The organism is Vibrio cincinnatiensis, from assembly GCF_022113815.1.
Taxonomy (GTDB): domain Bacteria; phylum Pseudomonadota; class Gammaproteobacteria; order Enterobacterales; family Vibrionaceae; genus Vibrio; species Vibrio cincinnatiensis_A.
Genome location: NZ_SGOM01000004.1, coordinates 1 through 21,362, shown reverse-complemented (window position 1 = coordinate 21,362; position 21,362 = coordinate 1). Strand labels below are relative to the sequence as shown.

The window sequence follows — 21,362 nt, the reverse complement described above, 5'->3', positions numbered from 1 at the left end:
TTATTTCCTTTGTGCTAACCACTGTTTAAGGATCTGAATATCATTGAGATACTCATTTTTGATTTCATCCACCCAGTCGGTAATGTTTTCCCACCAAGCAGGCGCTTCTGGCGACTGTGCTTTTTGTGCCACACTCTGAATTCTTTTTAGGCCAATTGAGCCGGCTGCGCCTTTAATTTTGTGGGCTTCTGAAACAATCCCCGCTTGATCTTTTGCCACCATATTAGAGTCCAACACAGCTAAATAACCGGGCATCATCTCTTCTAACATTTGAATGCTTTCTAACATAGGGGTTGGACCAACAATATCGATATACGAGTCTAACATGCTCAGATCCAACAAACGGCTATACAGCTCTTGATTCGCTTCGGGCAAACTTGGAGACGCTGTGGCTTGTTTACTCTCAACTATCGGTTGTTTCGTCACTACTTTCGCAATAACATCTTGTACCGCTTGAACAGAAAGCGGCTTACTCAGCGCCCCATCCATACCTTGTCTTAAGTACTCTTTTTTATCTTTCAATACGTTTGCCGTTAATGCGACAAGCGGAGGAAGCGAAGAGTAGGTGCTGCGATAATAATGGGCAATATCAAACCCTGTCATATCTGGCAATTGAATATCCAGAAAAACCAAATCAAACAGATCAGGATTAAACATGGCTTTGGCTTCTTCCCCAGTCATAGCAACCGTCACTCGATGGCCAAGGCTTTCTAAAAGAGAACGAGCGACCGTGACATTAAGCGCAATATCTTCCACCATAAAAATATTAAGCTTACGCTGTAGTTCTGGCTGAGGAAGGCTGCAAACTGGGGGGGTAGCAAGTGGCACCCGAATCGTGACGGTGAAAGTGCTGCCAAACCCTTCTTCACTGCTCACACTAATATCACCATCCATTAGATTGATGAGCTGACGAGAAACCGCCAAACCAATCCCCGTGCCTACAGCATGAAGGTTGTCCTTCCCTGATTTAACTTGATAATACATGGCAAAAATTTTATCTAATTCCGTTTCAGGAATACCAATACCCGTATCTTCAATTTCCATTATGATGTTAGCATGCTCAGCGCCTAACTCAGCACTGACATTCATAACAACACCACCGTCTTTCGTAAACTTCATCGCATTACTCATCAAGTTCCAAAGCACCTGACGTAAGCGAGTTGCATCCACCTCAACCCAAGCGGGAAGCTCCGTCATTCGTTCTAAATCAAAACGTAACCCTTTTTGTTCAGCCATCAACGCCGATAAACTTTCCATCTCAGCGACAAACTCTTCAAAGTTAAGTGGCTCAGGAAACAGCTCTAATTTACGGCGGTCAAATTTATCCATATCGATAATATCATTGAAGATATTGCCTAGCGTAATGGCACTCACATGAATCGTTTGCATATGTTTACGCTGCTCTTCCCGCAGCGGCGTATCAAGTAACATACGACTTAAGCCCACAATACCGTTAAGCGGTGTTCTTAGCTCATGACTAATGGTTGAGATAAACGTCGTTTTATCACGGCTGGCCTTTTCTAATGACTCTTCATGCCGCTTGCGTTCCGTTATATCACGCCCAAATCCAACTAACCCCAAATGGCGGCCATCTTTACTGTAAAAAGGCACTTTACGAAGTTCAAAATAACTCTTGCGCCCATCAGGGTATTCCAGCCACTGTTCATAGGTAATAGCTCGATTATTGTTAAAGACTTGCTGATCGGTTTCTACAATCGATTGTGCAATCTCCTTACGATATACATCCCAAGGAGTGAGGCCGACCAACTCACTTTCGCGTTTTCCCGTCAGTTCTTCCATGGCCCGGTTACAACCAGAAAATTCACATTGAGCATTACGATAGTAGATAAGATCAGGAGAAGCATCGATAAAAGAACGCAACAGAGCGGTTCGCTCAGCCAACTCTAATTGTGTTTTTTCTCTTTGATAGACTTCGTTTTCCAAATCTACCATGGCTTCTTCACGCGCTTCTTCAGCTTTGATCCGCTCTTCAATTTCCTGATTGAGTTTGACAATATTCTGTTGAAGCTGCTGATTCAGCTCTTGATCACGAGAGCGCATATCTTTCAATTTAGACACTAGCTTAGAAAGCCGCTGACGAGATTCTTCTAATTGGTCCACCACCACAGATAAAAAGTAAACGGCCCAGGGTGTGATCAATAAGCCAAAGAAGATAGAACGAACAATATCAATATCATCGACAAAGCCTTTCAGCACTAAGGTGATCCCAACTTGAACCACGACGGCTAACGCAACCAATGCTAAAGCTAATAAAATGGAGAAACGTAAAATACCCAGTTTAACGAGTAGATCGACATAGTATTGAGCTAAATTCTTAATCTGTTTCATTGCAGGTCCCGCGACAAAGATTGGCGTTAGTCTAACGTGTTTCTCAAGGCGATATCCATCAAGCAACGGATAGGATCAGAGACTTTCACACAGAGTGTAAAAACACTGACCCATTCGTACTAGGAAGAATGAAAAGATAACAGCTTATTGAAGGATGATCTGCAACTATTCTCGAGGAAGATAGTGGAAAGGTTGTCCAATTAATGAACCTTGAGCACCATCACGATCCAATGCTCGGCCTATTTCAGTCATGGCTAACCAGCGATTTTCACACCACAAGGGGGAGAGAAGTGTCGGACGACGCGCAGCGGAGGAAACTCGGTGAAAAACCACCTCTGGTGGTGTTAAACGAATCAATTCACTCGCAATGGCGACATACTCCTCTAAACTAGGCGCTTCCAGTTTTCCAGCGCGCCAAGCTTTCGCCATAGTACTGCCTTCGACGATATGTAAACCATGCAGTTTAATACCATCCGTTCCAACATCAATGACTTGTTTTAGGGTTGCAATATTGTCAGATCGCGTCTCTTTAGGAAGCCCGACAATCAAATGAGTACAGACTTTAATACCCATGGCTCTCGCACGCTGAGTGATCTCGGCATAACAAGAAAAATCATGCCCACGATTAATTCGCTTCAGTGTCTGATCGTTCGCCGTTTGTAACCCCAGCTCTAACCAAATCTCAAACCCTTGCTGAACATACTCATGCAATAATTCAAGCACTGCATCGGGTACACAATCTGGACGAGTTCCTACACATAAACCCACAATATCTGCCGCTTTTAGCGCCTGTTGATACATCTGCTTCAAAACCTGAACTTCTGCATAAGTACTCGTGTAAGCTTGAAAATAAGCCAAATACTTTTTCGCTCGTCGAATTTCTCCTGCACGTTCTTTTAGCTGAGCTTCAATACTCTGCACTTGAGCGTGCTCATCCGCAAACGAAGCAACATTACAAAATGTACACCCACCTCGTCCAATGGTGCCATCTCGGTTAGGGCAGCTAAAACCGCCATGAAGTGTCAGCTTATGCACTTTTTCTCCATAACGACGCTGAAGATCTTGACCCAGAGTATTCACTAACTCATGTAATTGCATACAAGCACCTAGTTAAAACAACATAAAACACACATCTCTGCGCTTAGTGTAATTTAATTACGCAAATAAATGACAAATAGTAAAGGTATGAAACAGATAGAACGCTAATCAAAATCAATAAATATTGATTAATCCAATATTTAGCTTATATCGTAACGAAATTGTTAAATAAAACTCAGCTTATGGAATAAAAAAGAGCGAAAAAAGACCGAATTTTTCGTTGCATTCACGTGCAACAAAATTGTAGGATACTTACAGTTTCCCAATGATTTTTGTTTGTTTTATTACAAATAACATTAGGAAACATCGGTGATATTCCATCCCTACCTATATAATCCACTATAAAAGTGGCCAGATAAAAGGAATATCACTAAGGATTGTTTTTCTCACAAAATAATTCCTGTGAGAGACGGAAAGGAAGCGAATTAACCTGCACGGGTTGATTTACATTGATAACAATAAGGATTGGATGCAATGCTGGGGCTTGCCTTGGCTTATCTGTGTCCGCTTGAACTGGAAGGATGTATCTATGGTAGATAGAGAGCAAAGTTCGCAAGGTCTATATACGCCAGAATTAGAGCATGACGCTTGCGGTATTGGTTTTGTTGCTCACCTAAAGAACCGTAAATCACACCAAGTTGTCACCCAAGCTCTGGATATGCTAGCGCGAATGGAACACCGCGGTGGTCAAGGTTGTGACCCATGTAGTGGTGATGGTGCGGGGATTTTGTTGCAAAAACCCCATGAGTTTTTATTAGAGGAAGCAGTTAAACTTGGCATTAAACTCCCATCATTTGAAAAATATGGTGTGGGTGTTGTGCTGTTTCCCAAAGATGAGCATAAGCGTGCTCAATGCCGAGATATTCTTGAACGCAATGCTAAGCGTCTTGATCTCGATGTCTTAGGTTATCGTGTCCTGCCTACCGATAATTCAATGCTAGGGGCCGATCCATTAAGTACCGAGCCTCAATTTGAACATGTCTTTATTTCAGCAGGCCCAGGGACGACGCCAGAAGAGCTAGAGCGTAAACTTTACGTCCTGCGTAATTATACCGTTCGCGTTTGTTTAGAAAGTGTCTCAAATATTGGTGATGATTTTTACATCAACTCACTTTCCTATAAGACACTGGTCTATAAAGGTCAGTTAACCACTGAGCAAGTTCCTCAATACTTTCTCGATTTACAAAACCCAACCATGGTGACCGCGCTCGCTTTGGTTCACTCACGCTTTTCTACCAACACTTTCCCAAGATGGCGTCTCGCGCAACCTTTCCGTTATATAGCTCATAACGGTGAAATCAATACCGTACGCGGAAATTTAAACTGGATGAAAGCACGAGAAGCGATTCTTCAATCGAATCTCTTTACTCAAGCTGAAATCGATATGTTGCTGCCAATTTGTCAGGAAGGCGCCTCTGATTCCGCTAACTTTGATATGGTTTTAGAGTTATTAGTCTTGTCTGGGCGCAGTTTGCCACATGTACTGATGATGATGATTCCTGAAGCATGGCAAGAAAATAAAACCCTAGATCCCAAACGCCGTGCGTTTTATCAGTACCATGCCAATATCATGGAACCGTGGGATGGCCCAGCTTCTGTCTGCTTTACTGATGGTGTACAAGTCGGGGCAACGCTCGATCGGAATGGCTTACGTCCTTCTCGTTATACCGTGACCAAAGATGATTTCTTAATCATGGCTTCAGAAACAGGCGTGGTCGAAATTGACCCAGCCAATGTGGAATATCGTGGGCGTTTGCAACCGGGACGTATTTTTGTCGCCGATCTTGAACAAGGCCGCATTATCTCTGACGAAGAAGTGAAAGATGGCATTGCCAATGCCCAACCTTATGAAAAATGGGTAGAAGAGAACTTACTCAGCCTGAAAAAGCTTCCTGAAGCGGATAACGTTCATAGCCAACCGTCGCCTGAACGTCTACTACATCGTCAACAAGCCTTTGGTGTCAGCAGTGAAGAAGCAAATGACATCATTTTTACGCTGGCGGAAACAGGGTATGAACCATTAGGTTCGATGGGAGCTGACTGGCCGGTTGCGGTACTGTCTCATCAATCACAACACCTTGCTAATTACTTTAAGCAGTTGTTCGCGCAAGTGACTAACCCACCGATTGATCCCATTCGTGAACGAATGGTGATGTCACTCAATACCTATATCGGCCGCGATCAAAACTTGCTGGCTGAGTCACCGGCTCACTGTCGTAAAGTGGAGCTGGAATCTCCCGTGATTTCCAATGCCGAATTAGAAAAACTGCGGGCAATTGATAATGAACATCTGCAGGCCAAAACGCTGGATATTGTTTTCCAAGCTAGCGAAGAGCCCGGCAAGCTAGAACGAGCGCTAAAGCGCATCTGTCAATACGCAGAAGATGCGGTCATTGATGGTTACTCGATCATTTTGTTGACAGACCGTGCCGTCAACTCAAACCATGCGGCTATTCCAGCCATGCTGGCAGTCGGTGCTGTCCATCACCACTTAATCCGTAAAGGGTTACGCTCGAAATGTGGCATTGTGGTGGAAACTGGAGATGCACGTGAAACCCATCACTTTGCAACCTTAGTCGGTTATGGTGCAAACGCCGTCAACCCTTACTTGGTTGTTGAAACCATTGTTGATCTTCAGCGCCGTAACAAACTGGATGTAGAGGTATCGGTTGAGAAATACTTTGAAAACTATCGTAAAGGTATCAACGCTGGTCTATTGAAGATCTTCTCTAAAATGGGCATTTCAACCCTACAGTCTTACCATGGCGCTCAGATTTTTGAAGCATTGGGGATCAGTAAAGCTGTCGTTGATAAGTATTTCACCGGTACGATTACTCGTATTCAAGGTTTGACTCTCGATGACATAGCGAAAGAAGTCGTAGTTCGTCATCGTATTGGTTACCCAACTCGTGAAATCCCTCTGCAAATGCTGGATGTGGGTGGTGTTTATCAATGGAAACAACGAGGTGAAAAACACCTGTTCAACCCTGAAACGATCCATCTACTTCAGCATTCAACCCGTAATAAAGACTATCAGCAATTTAAACAGTATGCGGCAGCAGTAGATAGCCAAGGCGATAAAGCCGTCACACTACGTAGCCAACTGGATTTCGTAAAAAATCCGGCAGGTTCTATTCCCATCGAAGAAGTCGAACCGATTGAAAACATTGTCAAACGTTTCGCAACCGGAGCGATGTCATTTGGTTCAATCTCTCACGAAGCTCACTCAACCTTAGCGGTTGCGATGAACCGCCTAGGTGCGAAGTCGAACTCCGGTGAAGGCGGTGAAGATCCCGCTCGTTTTATCCGCAAAGAAAATGGTGACTGGGAACGCTCTGCAATTAAACAGGTCGCATCTGGCCGCTTTGGTGTTACCTCTTACTATTTAGCCAACGCGGATGAAATTCAGATAAAAATGGCACAAGGAGCGAAACCGGGTGAAGGGGGTCAACTTCCGGGCGATAAAGTCGATGATTGGATCGGAGCAACTCGTCACTCAACACCAGGTGTCGGTCTCATCTCACCACCACCACACCATGACATTTATTCTATTGAAGATTTAGCTCAACTGATCTTTGATTTGAAAAATGCCAACCGTAAGGGTCGCGTTAACGTCAAACTGGTGTCAGAAGCTGGGGTGGGAACCATTGCCTCTGGGGTTGCAAAAGCTAAAGCAGATGTCGTACTCATTGCAGGCCATGACGGCGGTACAGGTGCATCGCCTATTTCATCGATTCGCCATACTGGACTTCCTTGGGAATTAGGCTTAGCAGAAACACATCAAACTCTACTGAAAAACGGCCTACGTAACCGTATCGTGGTACAAGCTGATGGGCAGATGAAAACACCACGCGATATTGCCATCGCAACTCTGCTTGGTGCCGAGGAATGGGGTATTGCTACCGCCGCGCTTGTCGTTGAAGGGTGTATCATGATGCGTAAGTGTCATAAAAATACCTGCCCTGTCGGAATTGCCACACAAAATAAAACACTCCGTGAACGTTTTGATGGCCGTGTCGAAGATGTCGTTACCTTCTTCCAATACATGGTGCAAGGTTTGCGTGAAATCATGGCTGAACTTGGGTTCCGCACCATTGATGAAATGGTCGGCCAAGCACAAAAATTGAAAGTTCGTGATGATATTGGCCACTGGAAATACAAAAATCTCGATCTCTCAACTTTATTGTATCTTGAGCCTCCTCGTGAGGCTGACGGTATCTACTGTCAAACCACACAAAACCATAACTTGGAAAGTATTCTCGATCGTCAATTGATTAAAATCGCTCAGCCCGCACTTGAGAAATGTCTGCCGATTAACGCAGAATTTCCGATCATTAACACCGATCGCAGTACAGGCACTATGCTTTCTAATGAAATTTCTAAAGTGTATAAAGATCAAGGTTTACCTCAACCTATGCACGTGAAATTTAATGGCAGTGCGGGTCAATCTTTTGGGGCATTCTTGGCTAAAGGTGTCCATTTTGAAGTGGAAGGTGACGCAAACGACTATTGGGGTAAAGGGCTATCTGGCGGTACTTTGGTTCTCTATCCAAACCGCCATTCAACCCTGATTGCTGAAGACAATATTGTGGTTGGTAACGTCTGCTTCTATGGAGCAACCTCTGGTGAATCTTTCATCCGCGGCTTAGCCGGTGAACGTTTCTGTGTTCGTAACTCTGGCGCAAAAGTTGTGGTTGAAGGCGTTGGAGATCACGGTTGTGAATATATGACTGGTGGTGTGGCAATTATCTTAGGTTCAACAGGGCGTAACTTTGCCGCTGGAATGAGTGGAGGAATCGCTTATGTCTGGGACAAAGCGGGCGACTTTAACCAAAAACTCAACCCTGAGTTGGTAGATCTCGATCCGATTGAACCAGAAGATAAAGCGCTCTTAAAAGACATGCTCACCAAACATGTCCAATTCACAGGAAGTGAAGTAGCAAAAGCTTTCCTGAGCGATTTTGAACATCACTTAGCCTCTATGGTAAAAGTCATGCCACGAGACTATAAAGCAGTACTTCAAAAACGTCAGGAAGCCGCAGCGGCAATGGAAGAAGCGGAGGCAGTGTAAATGGGTAAAGCAACTGGATTTTTAGAGTTTGGTCGTGAACTACCAAAGAAAATCGACCCAGCAGAGCGAATCAAGAACAACCATGAATTCGTTCTTAATCAAGAATTTGGGAATAAAATTAATCAACAAGCTGCACGTTGTATGGACTGTGGGGTTCCGTTTTGCCATAGCGGATGCCCGATTGGCAACATCATTCCTGAATTTAACGATGCGGTTTATCGAGATAGCTGGGAAGAAGCATGGCAGATCTTAAGCTCAACCAATAACTTCCCCGAATTTACGGGGCGTGTTTGCCCTGCACCTTGCGAAACGGCATGTGTACTTGGCATTAACCAAGATCCCATCACCATCTGTAATATCGAAAAGACTATCGTTGAACGCGCCTATCAAGAAGGCTATGCCAAACCTAAAACACCTCGTTCACGAACAGGAAAAAAAGTGGCGATCATTGGTTCTGGTCCAGCCGGACTTTCTGCGGCTGAGCAGCTTAATAGTGCAGGTCACACAGTCACGGTATTTGAACGGGATGAGAAAGTTGGTGGATTACTCCGCTTTGGGATTCCTGATTTCAAACTGAGCATGGCGGTGATTGATCGCAAAGTTGACCTTATGGCAAAAGCGGGGGTGCAATTTGTGGTCAATGCACATGTGGGTGTCGATATCAACGCACAGCAACTACGCCAAGAGTTTGATGCCATTCTGTTAACTGGTGGCTCAACCGTTCCTCGTGATCTCCCGATACCTGGGCGTGAACTGAAGGGGGTTTATTTTGCTATGCAGTTCCTCGGTCAGAATAATCGCCGAGCAAACAGCATGGATCTTAAAGGTGAAGAAATTCATGCCAAAGGTAAACATGTTGTCGTGATTGGTGGTGGTGATACCGGTTCTGACTGTGTGGGAACCTCCAATCGTCATGGGGCTACCAGTATTACTCAGGTAGAAATTATGCCGATGCCACCTGAAAAACGCCCAGCCAATATGCCTTGGCCGCAATATCCGATGATCCTTCGTACTTCAACCTCCCATGAAGAAGGATGTGAACGCCACTGGAATATTCTCACAAAAGAGTTTATTGGTAACGACGATGGCGAAGTGACTGGACTGCGCATTGCTGATATTGTTTGGCAAGAGGCCGCTCCGGGCCAACGTCCTGAATTCAGTGAAGTGGCAGGTAGTGAACGCATCATTTCTTGTGACATGGCTTTCCTTGCGATGGGCTTTCTTCATCCTGAGCCACATGGCGTACTTGCTCAACTTGATATCAAACTTGATGAGCGTGGAAACGTTGCAACTCAAGGTTTTGCAACCAACCAAAAAGGGGTATTTGCAGCTGGAGATATGCGAACGGGGCAATCACTCGTCGTTCGTTGTATTAATGAAGGTCGAGAGTCCGCAAGAGCAATTGATGCCTTTCTGATGGGAAATACCCATCTCGAAGCCAAAGCGGACTCATTAATGCTTTCTGCTTAAACAAATCCCCCACTTCACTTATCGTGGTGGGGGAATGCTTTTCTGTCTATTTCCTTTTCATCCTTTCCAACTTGGCTAACGTTCACGTTAGCCTTTTTTGCTTTCTTCTCATTAGCTGAGAATTTTCCTTTCATTGGTGATTAATATGGGTTCATCCCCGCTCCTCAATTGGCATTTTCATATCAAAAAACTTTCAAAATGTTTATTTTTAGTGAGTTAAACTAAATATTTTCAAAATATATGACGATAATCTAAAAACTTGATCTTTTTCATAACAAGCGATAGGTTGTGAATAACATGTAGCTAAACATTAGCTAATCTGTTAACTATCACGCTCACGGCAAAGAGTGCATGATTTGACTGTCAGGATGACAGCTAAGCAAAAGGAGTATTGCCATGGCGCTATACAACCCCAACCTTGAAAAAGATAACTGTGGCTTTGGTTTAATTGCCCATATAGAAGGACAAATGAGCCACAAACTGGTTCGTACGGCCATTTCAGCCTTAGATCGCATGACTCACCGAGGCGGTATTGCCGCCGATGGAAAAACTGGCGACGGCTGTGGATTACTGCTGCAAAAGCCCGATCGTTACTTCCGCTTAATCGCCAGCGAACAAAACTGGTCTTTAGCCAAACAATACGCTATCGGCATGATTTTTCTCAGCCAAAATCCTATCAAAGCACAAAGTGCTCGGGACATCATCAATAAAGAATTAAAGCAAGAAACCCTTTCGATTACAGGTTGGCGTACCGTCCCAACAAATCCACAAGTTCTCGGCTCGATTGCTCGAGTTGCCCAGCCCGATATTCAACAAATTTTTATTTCAGCGCCCGCTGGATGGCAACAAGGGGATATTGAACGACGCTTATATATTGCTCGGCGGCGCATCGAAAAACAGTTAATGAATGATCCCGATTTTTATATCTGCTCTCTTTCCACTCAAGTCATTGTGTACAAAGGGCTTTGTATGCCTGCAGATCTGCCCCGCTTTTATCTTGATTTGGCAGATTTACGGCTTGAATCCTCTATCTGTTTGTTCCACCAGCGCTTTTCAACCAATACTCAGCCGCGTTGGCCTCTAGCACAACCTTTTCGCTATTTAGCTCATAATGGAGAAATCAACACTATTGAAGGAAACCGACAGTGGGCAAGAGCACGCGCATACAAACTGACTTCGCCTCTACTACCTGATCTCGCCACTGCGGCACCGTTTGTCAATGAAACGGGTTCAGACTCATCAAGTTTGGATAATATGCTAGAGCTCTTTCTGGCTGGTGGTATGGATCTCTTTCGAGCCATGCGTTTACTAGTACCTCCCGCTTGGCAACACCATCCAGATATGGATCCTGATCTTAAAGCTTTTTACGATTTTAACTCTAAACATATGGAGCCGTGGGATGGGCCAGCAGGTATTGTTCTGTCTGATGGTCGTTATGCGGCTTGTCATCTGGATCGTAATGGTCTGCGCCCCGCTCGCTACGTCATCACTAAAGATAAATGGATCACATTAGCATCAGAGGTCGGTATTTGGGATTACGCCCCCGATGAAGTGGCCGAAAAAGGTCGAGTCGGCCCAGGAGAGCTATTAGTCATCGATACCAAAAAAGGCAAAATATGGTTCTCAAAGGAGATTGATGATGAACTAAAAAATCGCCATCCTTACCGACAATGGATGGAAACCCATGTCCATAAACTGGCTCCTTTTGCTCAGTTGGATGACAGCCAAGTGGGTGAAAAAAGTTTTGACCAACACTTACTGCAAACCTATCAAAAACAGTTTGCCATGAGTAATGAAGAAGTCGATCAAGTGTTGCGTGTGATGGGAGACGTCGGGCAAGAAGCCGTCGGATCAATGGGTGATGACACTCCAATGGCGGTGCTGTCGAGTAAAGAACGTTTGATCAGTGACTATTTTCGCCAGAAATTTGCCCAAGTCACCAATCCGCCGATTGATCCACTGCGTGAAAAACATGTGATGTCACTGGCCACCAGCATTGGTCAAGAGATGAACGTTTTTTGTGAAACCGATGGTCATGCTTATCGCGTGACGTTCGACTCTCCCGTTCTCCTCTACTCCGATATGCAGCAGCTACTCGCATTAAATCATCAATATTATCGGAACACTATGGTCGATATTCATTATGATCCCCAAGAGAAAGATCTGCGCCAAGCGATTATGGATTTATGTGATCAAGTAGAACAGGTTGTCCGAGCTGGTACAGTATTAGTCATCTTGTCTGACCGTGCTCTTAACCAAGCCAAGCTGCCCATCCCCGCCGCAATGGCGGTTGGGGCGGTACAGTCTCGTTTAGTAACAGCAAACTTACGCTGTGACGCCAATATTATTGTTGAAACCGCCTGTGCACGCGATCCTCACCAGTTTGCGGTGCTAATTGGCTTTGGTGCAACCGCTGTTTACCCTTATTTAGCGTATGAAGTCTTGGGGCAACTGGTCGATGATGCCGTTATCCCCCATACCTATCGACAAACCATGATCAATTATCAACAAGCAATCAATAAAGGCTTATATAAGATCATGTCAAAAATGGGGATATCGACTGTCGCCTCTTACCGTTGCTCACAATTATTTGAAGTGGTGGGATTACACCAAGAAGTTGTCGATCTCTGCTTTAAAGGTGTCGCATCACGTATTCAGGGGGCTAACTTTGATGACATCCAGCAAGATCTCTTTAACCTCAACCGTCGGGCATGGCTAAGACGTAAAGGGCTTGAACAGGGAGGGCTGCTCAAATATGTTCATGGTGGTGAATACCATGCTTATAACCCAGATGTCGTCAACCATCTCCAACAAGCCGTTCAAGCCAGTGACTATCAGGCTTATGCAAAATTTGCCCAGCAGGTGAACGAACGCCCCGTCGCCACATTACGTGACTTAATGCAGCTGAAAAAATCCACATCCCCTCTTTCTTTAAATCAGATTGAACCCGCCAGTGAGCTCTTTTCTCGCTTTGACTCGGCGGCGATGTCAATTGGAGCGCTCAGCCCTGAAGCCCATGAAGCGCTGGCAATTGCCATGAATCGTCTCGGCGGTTTTTCTAACTCAGGGGAAGGCGGGGAAGATCCAAAACGCTTTAATAGCGAACGAAATTCACGAATTAAACAAGTGGCATCCGGTCGTTTTGGTGTCACTCCCCACTATTTAACCCATGCCGATGTGCTGCAAATTAAAATCGCGCAGGGTGCTAAACCGGGAGAAGGTGGTCAGTTGCCCGGACATAAAGTTACCGCAGAAATTGCCAAACTTCGCTACTCCGTACAAGGCGTGACTCTGATTTCTCCCCCTCCTCACCATGATATTTACTCGATTGAAGATCTTGCCCAGTTAATCTTCGACCTGAAGCAGATCAATCCTAAAGCACTGGTTTCCGTGAAACTGGTTTCTGAACCGGGAGTGGGCACTATTGCCACAGGAGTAGCAAAAGCCTATGCCGATCTCATCACCATTTCTGGTTATGATGGGGGCACCGCAGCCAGCCCACTGACCTCAGTAAAATATGCCGGAAGCCCTTGGGAATTAGGGCTAGCCGAAACTCAACAAGCGCTCGTTGCGAATGGATTACGTCACAAAATTCGCCTCCAAGTCGATGGAGGATTAAAAACGGGGTTAGATGTCATTAAAGGCGCCATTTTAGGGGCTGAAAGCTTTGGTTTTGGCACCGCACCTATGGTGGCGATGGGATGTAAATATCTACGTATTTGTCATTTAAATAACTGCGCAACAGGCGTGGCAACCCAAGATGAAACCCTGCGTAGAAAATATTTCAAGGGCTTGCCTGAAATGGTTATGCACTACTTTCAAGGTTTAGCACAAGAGGTTCGAGGTTACTTAGCTGAACTAGGAGTGGAAAAGCTCACCGACTTAATTGGTCGTACCGATTTATTAACCGTCATTGCAGGTATGACCGCCAAACAAAATAAATTGGATCTCTCTGATTTATTGCAAGCGCCAGTCTCTCCGCAAGGATTACCGCTCTATTGTACCGAGCCGAATCCTCCCTTTGATAAAGGCATTCTGAATCAAACCATCGTCGATGATGCGATCAACGCCGTTGAGCTGCAACAATCACTCGAACTGCATTATAAAATCCTCAATACCGATCGCTCGGTTGGCGCGCGTCTTTCCGGTGAAATTGCTCAACGCTATGGAAATATGGGTGTTGCCAGTTCCCCCATAAAAGTGATTCTCGATGGCACCGCCGGACAATCATTAGGCGTTTGGAATGCCGGAGGGTTGGAAATTTACCTAACCGGTGATGCCAACGACTACGTAGGTAAAGGCATGGCTGGAGGAAAAATTGTCATCAAACCTCATGTTGGAACCACATTTGTATGTAACCAAGCCACCATTATTGGTAATACCTGTCTATATGGGGCAACGGGCGGAAAACTGTTTGCAGCCGGTAAAGCTGGGGAGCGTTTTGCGGTACGCAACTCCGGCACGATTGCAGTCATTGAAGGCGCAGGAGATAACGCTTGTGAATATATGACAGGCGGCATTGTCGCTATTTTAGGGGCAACAGGGGTTAACTTTGGTGCCGGTATGACCGGAGGTTTTGCTTATGTACTTGATGAACATCACCATTTCCAAGGACGAGTCAATGAGGAATCGGTTGAAGCGCTTTCGTTAACCACCCTGCCGATTCATCAAGAGCACTTACGCTCCTTAATTGCCGAGCACTTACTAGAAACTCAGTCGCAACATGCGGAAGCCATTCTCGCTAATTTTGATGAATGGATTCCTAAATTCTACTTAATTAAGCCACAAGCGGCCGATTTAAACACCTTATTAGGGCACCAAAGTCGCAGTGCTGCTGAATTACGCGTTCAAGCACAATAATGGGAAGGAGCCGATTGTATGAGCCAGAATGTATACCAATTTATTGATGTTAATCGCGTGGATCCCGCGAAAAAACCGCTGACTGTTCGAAAAATTGAATTCGTAGAAATTTATGAACCCTTTACTCAGCAACAAGCCGGAGCACAAGCTGACCGCTGCTTAGATTGTGGAAACCCTTACTGCGAGTGGAAATGCCCAGTCCACAACTACATTCCCCAATGGCTAAAACTGGCTAATGAAGGACGAATTATTGAAGCGGCAGAACTTGCTCATCAAACCAATAGCTTACCCGAAGTATGTGGTCGCGTTTGCCCACAGGACAGGCTCTGTGAAGGGGCTTGTACACTCAATGCCGACTTTGGTGCCGTCACTATCGGCAATATCGAAAAGTACATTACCGATACTGCGTTCAAGATGGGCTGGAAACCTGATCTTTCCCAAGTGGAGTGGACCAAGAAAAAAGTCGCCATTGTGGGTGCTGGTCCAGCAGGATTAGCCGCGGCCGATATTTTAGTTCGCAGTGGTGTCAAACCAGTGGTGTTTGATCGTTATCCAGAAATTGGCGGCTTACTCACCTTCGGAATTCCCTCTTTTAAGCTCGAAAAAAGCGTGATGGCGAACCGACGACACATCTTTAGCGAGATGGGCGTCGAGTTTCAGTTGAATGTCGAGATTGGTAAAGACATTGCCCTGCAAACTCTACTGGATGATTACGATGCTATCTTTCTCGCTGTCGGCACCTATCAATCTATCCGAGCAGGCTTAAAAAACGAACAGGCTAATGGTGTTTATGATGCCCTACCTTTTTTGATATCCAATACTTATCAAGTGATGGAACTCACCAATCCACAACCCTTTATTGATATGGCAGGCAAAAAGGTGGTGGTTCTCGGTGGAGGGGATACCGCCATGGACTGTGTTCGAACCTCGATTCGCCAAGGAGCGGCACAGGTGATTTGTGCTTACCGACGTGATGAAGAGAATATGCCCGGATCTCGCCGTGAAGTCACCAACGCTAAAGAAGAAGGCGTACAATTTCTCTTTAACTTACAACCACTGGGTATTGAAACCAATTCACAAGGCGCCGTCACCGGTGTTCGCGTGGTAAAAACCGCCTTAGGTAGCCCTGATACCGCAGGTCGTCAACGACCCGAACCGATTGCAGGAAGTGAGCATATCTTAGCCGCTGATGCCGTGCTCATGGCATTTGGATTTCAGCCTCACGCTATGGATTGGCTGACCCCTTTTGGTGTCGAGCTGGATGAGCGGGGTCGAATCAAAGCTGCGAAGGATCAACCCTTTGCTTATCAAACCTCACATGAAAAAATGTTTGCGGGAGGAGATATCGTACGAGGTTCAGATCTGGTCGTAACCGCAATAGATGAAGGACGAAAAGCCGCCGAAGGCATACTCAACTACCTGCAAGTGTGAGCTAAGTTGGGGATAAAACAGAGAAGGTTATCCCCTCAAGTGAATATCCGTTATGATTCATTTTTCTTCCGAATAGGAAAGATCGTGAAAGTATGGATCATGATCGGTTTGCCAATACTACTCACTGCCTGTAGCCAAGGAATGTCAGCCAATATGATTGACCGAACCTCAACCCCTTGTGGCAATAAACCGAATTGCGTATCAACCGAAGAACAACGAAGTAAATTTGCAGTTGCCCCCTTTATTCTGCGCCCTGGCGTGACATTAGAGCAGATAGAGCGTATTGCTTTAACGCTTTCTGGCTCAGAGACAGCGGAAAAGACCGGAAATTATTTACGTATCGAATGTACGACTCGCATTTTACGCTTTGTAGATGATTTAGAACTGAAACTGAATGATGACCAATTGACCGTCCGTTCAGAATCTCGAGTTGGGTACAGTGATTTTGGTGTCAACCGAAGAAGAGTGGAAGCGTTAAGAGAAAAATTAAGCGCTGCAGGAATGCTGCAGTAAGCACTTAATAAGCCAAATACACGTTATCTATCGAACCTATCTCGATCAAACCAGAGACAACATGGTAAACTGCGGCCGTTTTATTTATTGATGAAGAGATATCGTATGAAAATTGGCATCATCGGCGCGATGCAACAAGAAGTCGCTATTTTAAAAGACGCTCTCGAACACTGCCAAGAGGTCAGTAAAGCAGGTTGTACCTATTACGTAGGCCAACTCCATGGCGCAGATGTCATTGTTCTACAATCAGGGATCGGCAAAGTTTCTGCCGCCATAGGCACCGCACTCTTGCTTAACGACTATCAACCCGATGTGATCATCAATACCGGTTCTGCTGGTGGGTTTGAACCGTCACTGACCATGGGAGATGTCGTGATCTCCAGCGAAGTTCGTCATCATGACGCCGATGTAACTGCTTTTGGTTATGAAATGGGCCAAATGGCAGGACAACCAGCTGCATTTAAAGCCGATGAGAAATTAATCACCATTGCAGAACAAGCGTTAGCGTCAATGCAAAACAAACACGCGGTTCGTGGATTGATCTGTACTGGCGATGCGTTTGTTTGCACAGAAGAACGTCAAACCTATATTCGCCAACACTTCCCTTCTGTCGTAGCGGTAGAAATGGAAGCATCAGCGATCGCCCAAACCTGCCATCAATTTCAAGTTCCTTTTGTCGTGGTTCGTGCTATTTCGGATGTTGCCGATAAAGCTTCACCAATGTCATTTGATGAATTTTTGCCACTTGCTGCACAGAGTTCATCAGAAATGGTGGTGAAAATGGTTGAGTTGTTGAACAAGTAACCTAACGCTCATGAACGAATTTTCTGCTTTTTTTTATGCCAACAGCGCTCTACTGGTCATGTGGGGCGCTTTGTTGTTTCATTGGGTATTGCCCATTCCTCGTTCTGCTCACCCGGTGACCTTATGGCATAAATTTTCAGAACTGCTGGCACAAAAGGTCAATACCCCGAACAGCTATCAGCAAAGCCTCATTTCAGGGACACTAGCTTGGCTACTCATGATTATTCCAACCATCATCGTTTGTATCGCCTTAAAACCATTAGTCTGGCAGCCTCAGTTGTTTGAACTAGCGTTACTGCTTTTAGCTCTCGATTGGCGTAACTCAGAAAAACTTGCCGAGCACATGAGCCAAGCGCTCTCGAAAGAAGATAAAAAACTCGCCCGACGCTTATTAACCCCTTTTGTTAATCGAGAAACGGAAACACTATCACCATTGGGCCTGGGTAAAGCCAGTGTCGAGACCTTAATCATGGGGTTAGGACGCAATCTGATTGGGGTGTTATTCTGGTATGCCATCCTGGGGGGAACCGGGGCTTTTATCTATCGATTAATGGTAGAATTGGCGCGCTGCTGGTCCCCTTCTAGGGCACAATTTTATCCCTTTGGTTTACCCATTATTCGAATGGTTGCAATCCTGGATTTCATTCCATTACGAAGCTTCGCTTTGTTGATTATGCTTGGTCACAATGTAAAACAAACACTGTCATTAACTTTAGTACAAAGTCGCTCTTGGCCGTTACCTGGGCCCGGTTGGTTACTATGTGCCGTGGGTAATAAACTGCAATTATCACTCGGCGGCCCTGCTATTTACGGTCAACAAAAAGCCGTTAGAAGTAAAATTGGTGGTCGCATTGCCCCAGCAAGCCTCCACCTGCAGCAAGCCTATCGGCTACTTGCTCGTAGAGCATGGATCTGGATTGGGCTACAAAGCCTCTTACTTTTTATTATTTATCAAGGCTTATAAATGAAACAAACCTTGCTGCTTAGCTTGATATTCGTAAACCTATCTGGCATCGCATCCGCAGCTGAACGTATTATCAGCTTAGCACCTCATGCAACAGAGTTAGCTTTTGCAGCCGGGCTTGGTAATAAACTCATTGCCGTCAGTGAATTCAGTGATTATCCCGAACAAGCCAAAACTCGCCCGACGGTTGCTAATTTTCAAGGGATCAACATTGAGCGGATCGTGAATTTACAGCCTGATTTAGTCATCGCTTGGCCCGAGGGTAACTCTGTCCGTGAGCTGGAAAAGCTGAAAAGACTAGGTATCCCGATCTTTTACTCTCAACCTAAACAATTGCTTGATATTGCTGATGAAATAGAACACCTTAGCCGCTATGCCGAAACCCCTTCTATCGGTCTGCAAGCGGCTAAAAAGTTTCGACAACAGCTTGCTCAGCTTCAGCAACATTATGCCCACCTAAAACCGACTCGTTATTTTTTCCAACTGAGTGAAAAACCCATCATTACCTTGGCACAAAACAGTTGGCCAAGTGAAATATTTCAGTTTTGTGGTGGAGAAAACGTCTTTCAAAATAGTCCATCCGCTTATCCACAAGTCAGCATAGAGCAGGTATTACTTGCGCAACCAGAGGTCATCTTCACCTCTGAGCACGCTATCGGTCATGGCACCATGTGGAGCCAGTGGAGTGAACAACTCATCGCAGTCAAACAGTCACACATCTGGGATCTTAACCCTGATTGGCTTAACCGCCCAACACCAAGGACACTCATGGCCATTGAACAGGTTTGTGGATATTTTGAACAGCAACAGACACCTTGATATCGCCAAAGTATTTGCTACACTCGGCAACCGATTCACCTCACCCGATAAATAAACAGGGAATGTTAAGCGAGCGATTATAAATTGGATACCTCACTGCTCTACCTTATTGATATGTTTGGCACCGCAGTGTTTGCCGTTTCTGGCGTACTACTGGCAGGACGACTCAAGATGGACCCATTTGGTGTCGTCGTTCTAGCCAGCGTGACGGCTATTGGCGGTGGCACCATACGAGATATGGCCTTAGGGGCAACCCCCGTCTTTTGGATTACCGATACGACGTATTTGTGGGTCGTCTTCATTACTTGTTTATTGACGATGCTGCTCGTTCGCCGCCCTAAACGCTTACCTTGGTGGATCCTTCCTGTCTGTGATGCAATAGGATTAGCAGTATTTGTCGGTATTGGTGTTGAAAAAGCATTGATTTATCAGGAATCAGCGCTGATCGCCATCATTATGGGTGTCGTCACTGGCTGTGGGGGCGGGATTATTCGAGATGTGCTTGCTCGAGAAATACCGATGGTGCTAAGAAGTGAAGTTTACGCTACCGCCTGTATTATCGGAGGAGTGGTTCACACCAGTGCATTAAGCTTGAACTACGACAGCTCAACGGCCTTTCTCTTCGGTGTTGCGTCCACATTGTTTATCCGTTTAGGCGCGATTCGTTGGCATCTTTCCTTACCCACTTTTGCATTAACCAAATAGTGAGCATTCAACAATACAGGGGTGGATGCATTACAATTGCTTTTAGACATTTCCCTTGGTTTGATGGCCATCACTAAATCAGTTCAGATAAGGCATCATAAATGTCACCAGACAATACTTTCGCTTCTTTATCCGCCCACTCTGAAGTTTGATAAGCCACATAAGCAGTAGCTGCGAGTGAGCCAATCAACACCCCCCCACCGGGCCTGCTACCCCAAAACAACAGCAGCATGGGCCATAGTGCTTTACTCTACGGGGAATAAAAAAGTCGCCCCTATCTGAGCGATTTTAGCTATCCCATCACAACACTTAACTTGCCAAGCCATCACCAAATCAAATTATCTAACAGCATCATCAACATCATTAATACCACTGATAATACATAAATCCGGCAGATCCAACGTTGTAGTGGTGTCGCCACCTCTTGCTGACGATCGCAATTAAAGCAAAGCACGACCCCAGGGGAGTTCAGCATACCCATAGGCATTCCTATATTATAAAGATAGACCATGGTTCTAAACGGCCATTTGACCACCTGACTGACTTCATCTTCCCCTGTTGCCCGTAGTTTACGGTCTATACTTGGCGTGACCCAAAATACCCCTAATAGCCACATCAACATAGCAAGCAGCCCAAAGAAAAGACCTAAAAAAATAAACCATGCAGGTTGCTCTTTCATTAAAAAGCCCCTTTTATTATGTCATATCCTTTACCAGACCAATCTTTGGCTGTTTTATCCGCCCATTCTGAAGTTTGATAAGCCACATAGGCGGTAGCTGCGAGTGAGCCAATCAACAAATGTATTGATCGAGGGGTATGACAGGGAATAAAATATATCGAATCTCTCTGACCGCTTTTAGCTATCTCATCACAACACTTAACTTGCCAAGCCATCACCAAATCAAATTATCTAACAGCATCATCAGCATCATTAATACCACTGATAATACATAAATCCGGCAGATCCAACGTTGTAGTGGTGTTGCCACCTCTTGCTGACGGTCGCAATTAAAGCTCAGAAAGTCGCCTGGTCTTTGCAAAAAGCCGATAGGGTTTCCAATATTATGAAGATAGACCAAGGTTCTAAACGGCCATTTGACCACCTGACTGACTTCATCTTCCCCTGTTGCCCTTAGTTTACGGTCTATACTTGGCGTGACCAAAAATACCCCTAATAGCCACATCAACATAGCAAGCAGCCCAAAGAAAAGACCTAAAAAAATAAACCATGCAGGTTGCTCTTTCATTAAAAAGCCCCTTTTATTATGTCATATCCTT

Annotated in this window: 14 protein-coding genes; 9 read left to right on the top strand and 5 right to left on the bottom strand. The window is 45.2% G+C overall.

Annotated elements, in window-relative coordinates:
- Together arcB and EXA13_RS06525 are read right to left on the bottom strand one after the other, a co-directional pair.
- The gene (gene arcB / locus EXA13_RS06530; protein ID WP_238132466.1) at positions 1–2,349 is read right to left on the bottom strand and encodes an aerobic respiration two-component sensor histidine kinase ArcB; all 2,349 of its coding nucleotides are present in this window, start codon (positions 2,347–2,349) and stop codon (positions 1–3) included.
- Positions 2,350–2,514: 165 nt separating this feature from the next.
- The gene (locus tag EXA13_RS06525; protein WP_238132465.1) at positions 2,515–3,447 is read right to left on the bottom strand and encodes a TIGR01212 family radical SAM protein; all 933 of its coding nucleotides are present in this window, start codon (positions 3,445–3,447) and stop codon (positions 2,515–2,517) included.
- A gap of 529 nt (positions 3,448–3,976) precedes the next feature.
- Between EXA13_RS06525 and gltB (EXA13_RS06520) the strand changes: the two genes are divergently transcribed.
- The 9 genes from gltB (EXA13_RS06520) to EXA13_RS06480 all read left to right on the top strand — a co-directional run bounded on the left by gltB (EXA13_RS06520) (position 3,977) and on the right by EXA13_RS06480 (position 20,084).
- Positions 3,977–8,518, top strand: a complete 4,542-nt coding sequence (gene gltB / locus EXA13_RS06520; protein WP_238132464.1) for a glutamate synthase large subunit — start codon at positions 3,977–3,979, stop codon at positions 8,516–8,518.
- Positions 8,519–9,988, top strand: coding sequence for a glutamate synthase subunit beta (locus EXA13_RS06515; protein ID WP_238132463.1), 1,470 nt, complete (start codon positions 8,519–8,521; stop codon positions 9,986–9,988).
- Between the two features lie 396 nt (positions 9,989–10,384).
- Complete coding sequence (gltB, locus tag EXA13_RS06510; RefSeq protein ID WP_238132462.1) at positions 10,385–14,848, top strand: glutamate synthase large subunit; 4,464 nt, start codon at positions 10,385–10,387, stop codon at positions 14,846–14,848.
- A gap of 18 nt (positions 14,849–14,866) precedes the next feature.
- A complete protein-coding gene (locus tag EXA13_RS06505) occupies positions 14,867–16,279 on the top strand; it encodes an FAD-dependent oxidoreductase (RefSeq protein ID WP_238132461.1) in 1,413 nt (470 codons plus the stop codon).
- A 153-nt stretch (positions 16,280–16,432) separates the two neighbouring features.
- Positions 16,433–16,792, top strand: coding sequence for a DUF1499 domain-containing protein (locus EXA13_RS06500; RefSeq protein WP_238132665.1), 360 nt, complete (start codon positions 16,433–16,435; stop codon positions 16,790–16,792).
- A 105-nt stretch (positions 16,793–16,897) separates the two neighbouring features.
- Complete coding sequence (gene mtnN / locus EXA13_RS06495) at positions 16,898–17,596, top strand: 5'-methylthioadenosine/S-adenosylhomocysteine nucleosidase (protein WP_238132460.1); 699 nt, start codon at positions 16,898–16,900, stop codon at positions 17,594–17,596.
- A 10-nt stretch (positions 17,597–17,606) separates the two neighbouring features.
- A complete protein-coding gene (locus EXA13_RS06490) occupies positions 17,607–18,560 on the top strand; it encodes a cobalamin biosynthesis family protein (protein WP_238132459.1) in 954 nt (317 codons plus the stop codon).
- Positions 18,561–19,379, top strand: a complete 819-nt coding sequence (gene btuF / locus EXA13_RS06485; RefSeq protein WP_238132458.1) for a vitamin B12 ABC transporter substrate-binding protein BtuF — start codon at positions 18,561–18,563, stop codon at positions 19,377–19,379. It begins immediately after the preceding gene.
- Positions 19,380–19,463: 84 nt separating this feature from the next.
- Positions 19,464–20,084: a TRIC cation channel family protein gene (locus tag EXA13_RS06480; RefSeq protein WP_078925602.1), complete on the top strand. Its 621-nt coding sequence runs from the start codon at positions 19,464–19,466 to the stop codon at positions 20,082–20,084.
- Between the two features lie 73 nt (positions 20,085–20,157).
- Here EXA13_RS06480 and EXA13_RS06475 read toward each other — a convergent pair whose 3' ends face one another.
- The 3 genes from EXA13_RS06475 to EXA13_RS06465 all read right to left on the bottom strand — a co-directional run bounded on the left by EXA13_RS06475 (position 20,158) and on the right by EXA13_RS06465 (position 21,331).
- Complete coding sequence (locus tag EXA13_RS06475) at positions 20,158–20,316, bottom strand: hypothetical protein (RefSeq protein WP_238132457.1); 159 nt, start codon at positions 20,314–20,316, stop codon at positions 20,158–20,160.
- A gap of 93 nt (positions 20,317–20,409) precedes the next feature.
- Positions 20,410–20,763, bottom strand: coding sequence for a hypothetical protein (locus tag EXA13_RS06470; protein ID WP_238132456.1), 354 nt, complete (start codon positions 20,761–20,763; stop codon positions 20,410–20,412).
- A 214-nt stretch (positions 20,764–20,977) separates the two neighbouring features.
- Positions 20,978–21,331, bottom strand: coding sequence for a hypothetical protein (locus tag EXA13_RS06465; RefSeq protein ID WP_238132455.1), 354 nt, complete (start codon positions 21,329–21,331; stop codon positions 20,978–20,980).
- Between the last annotated feature and the right edge of the window lie 31 nt (positions 21,332–21,362).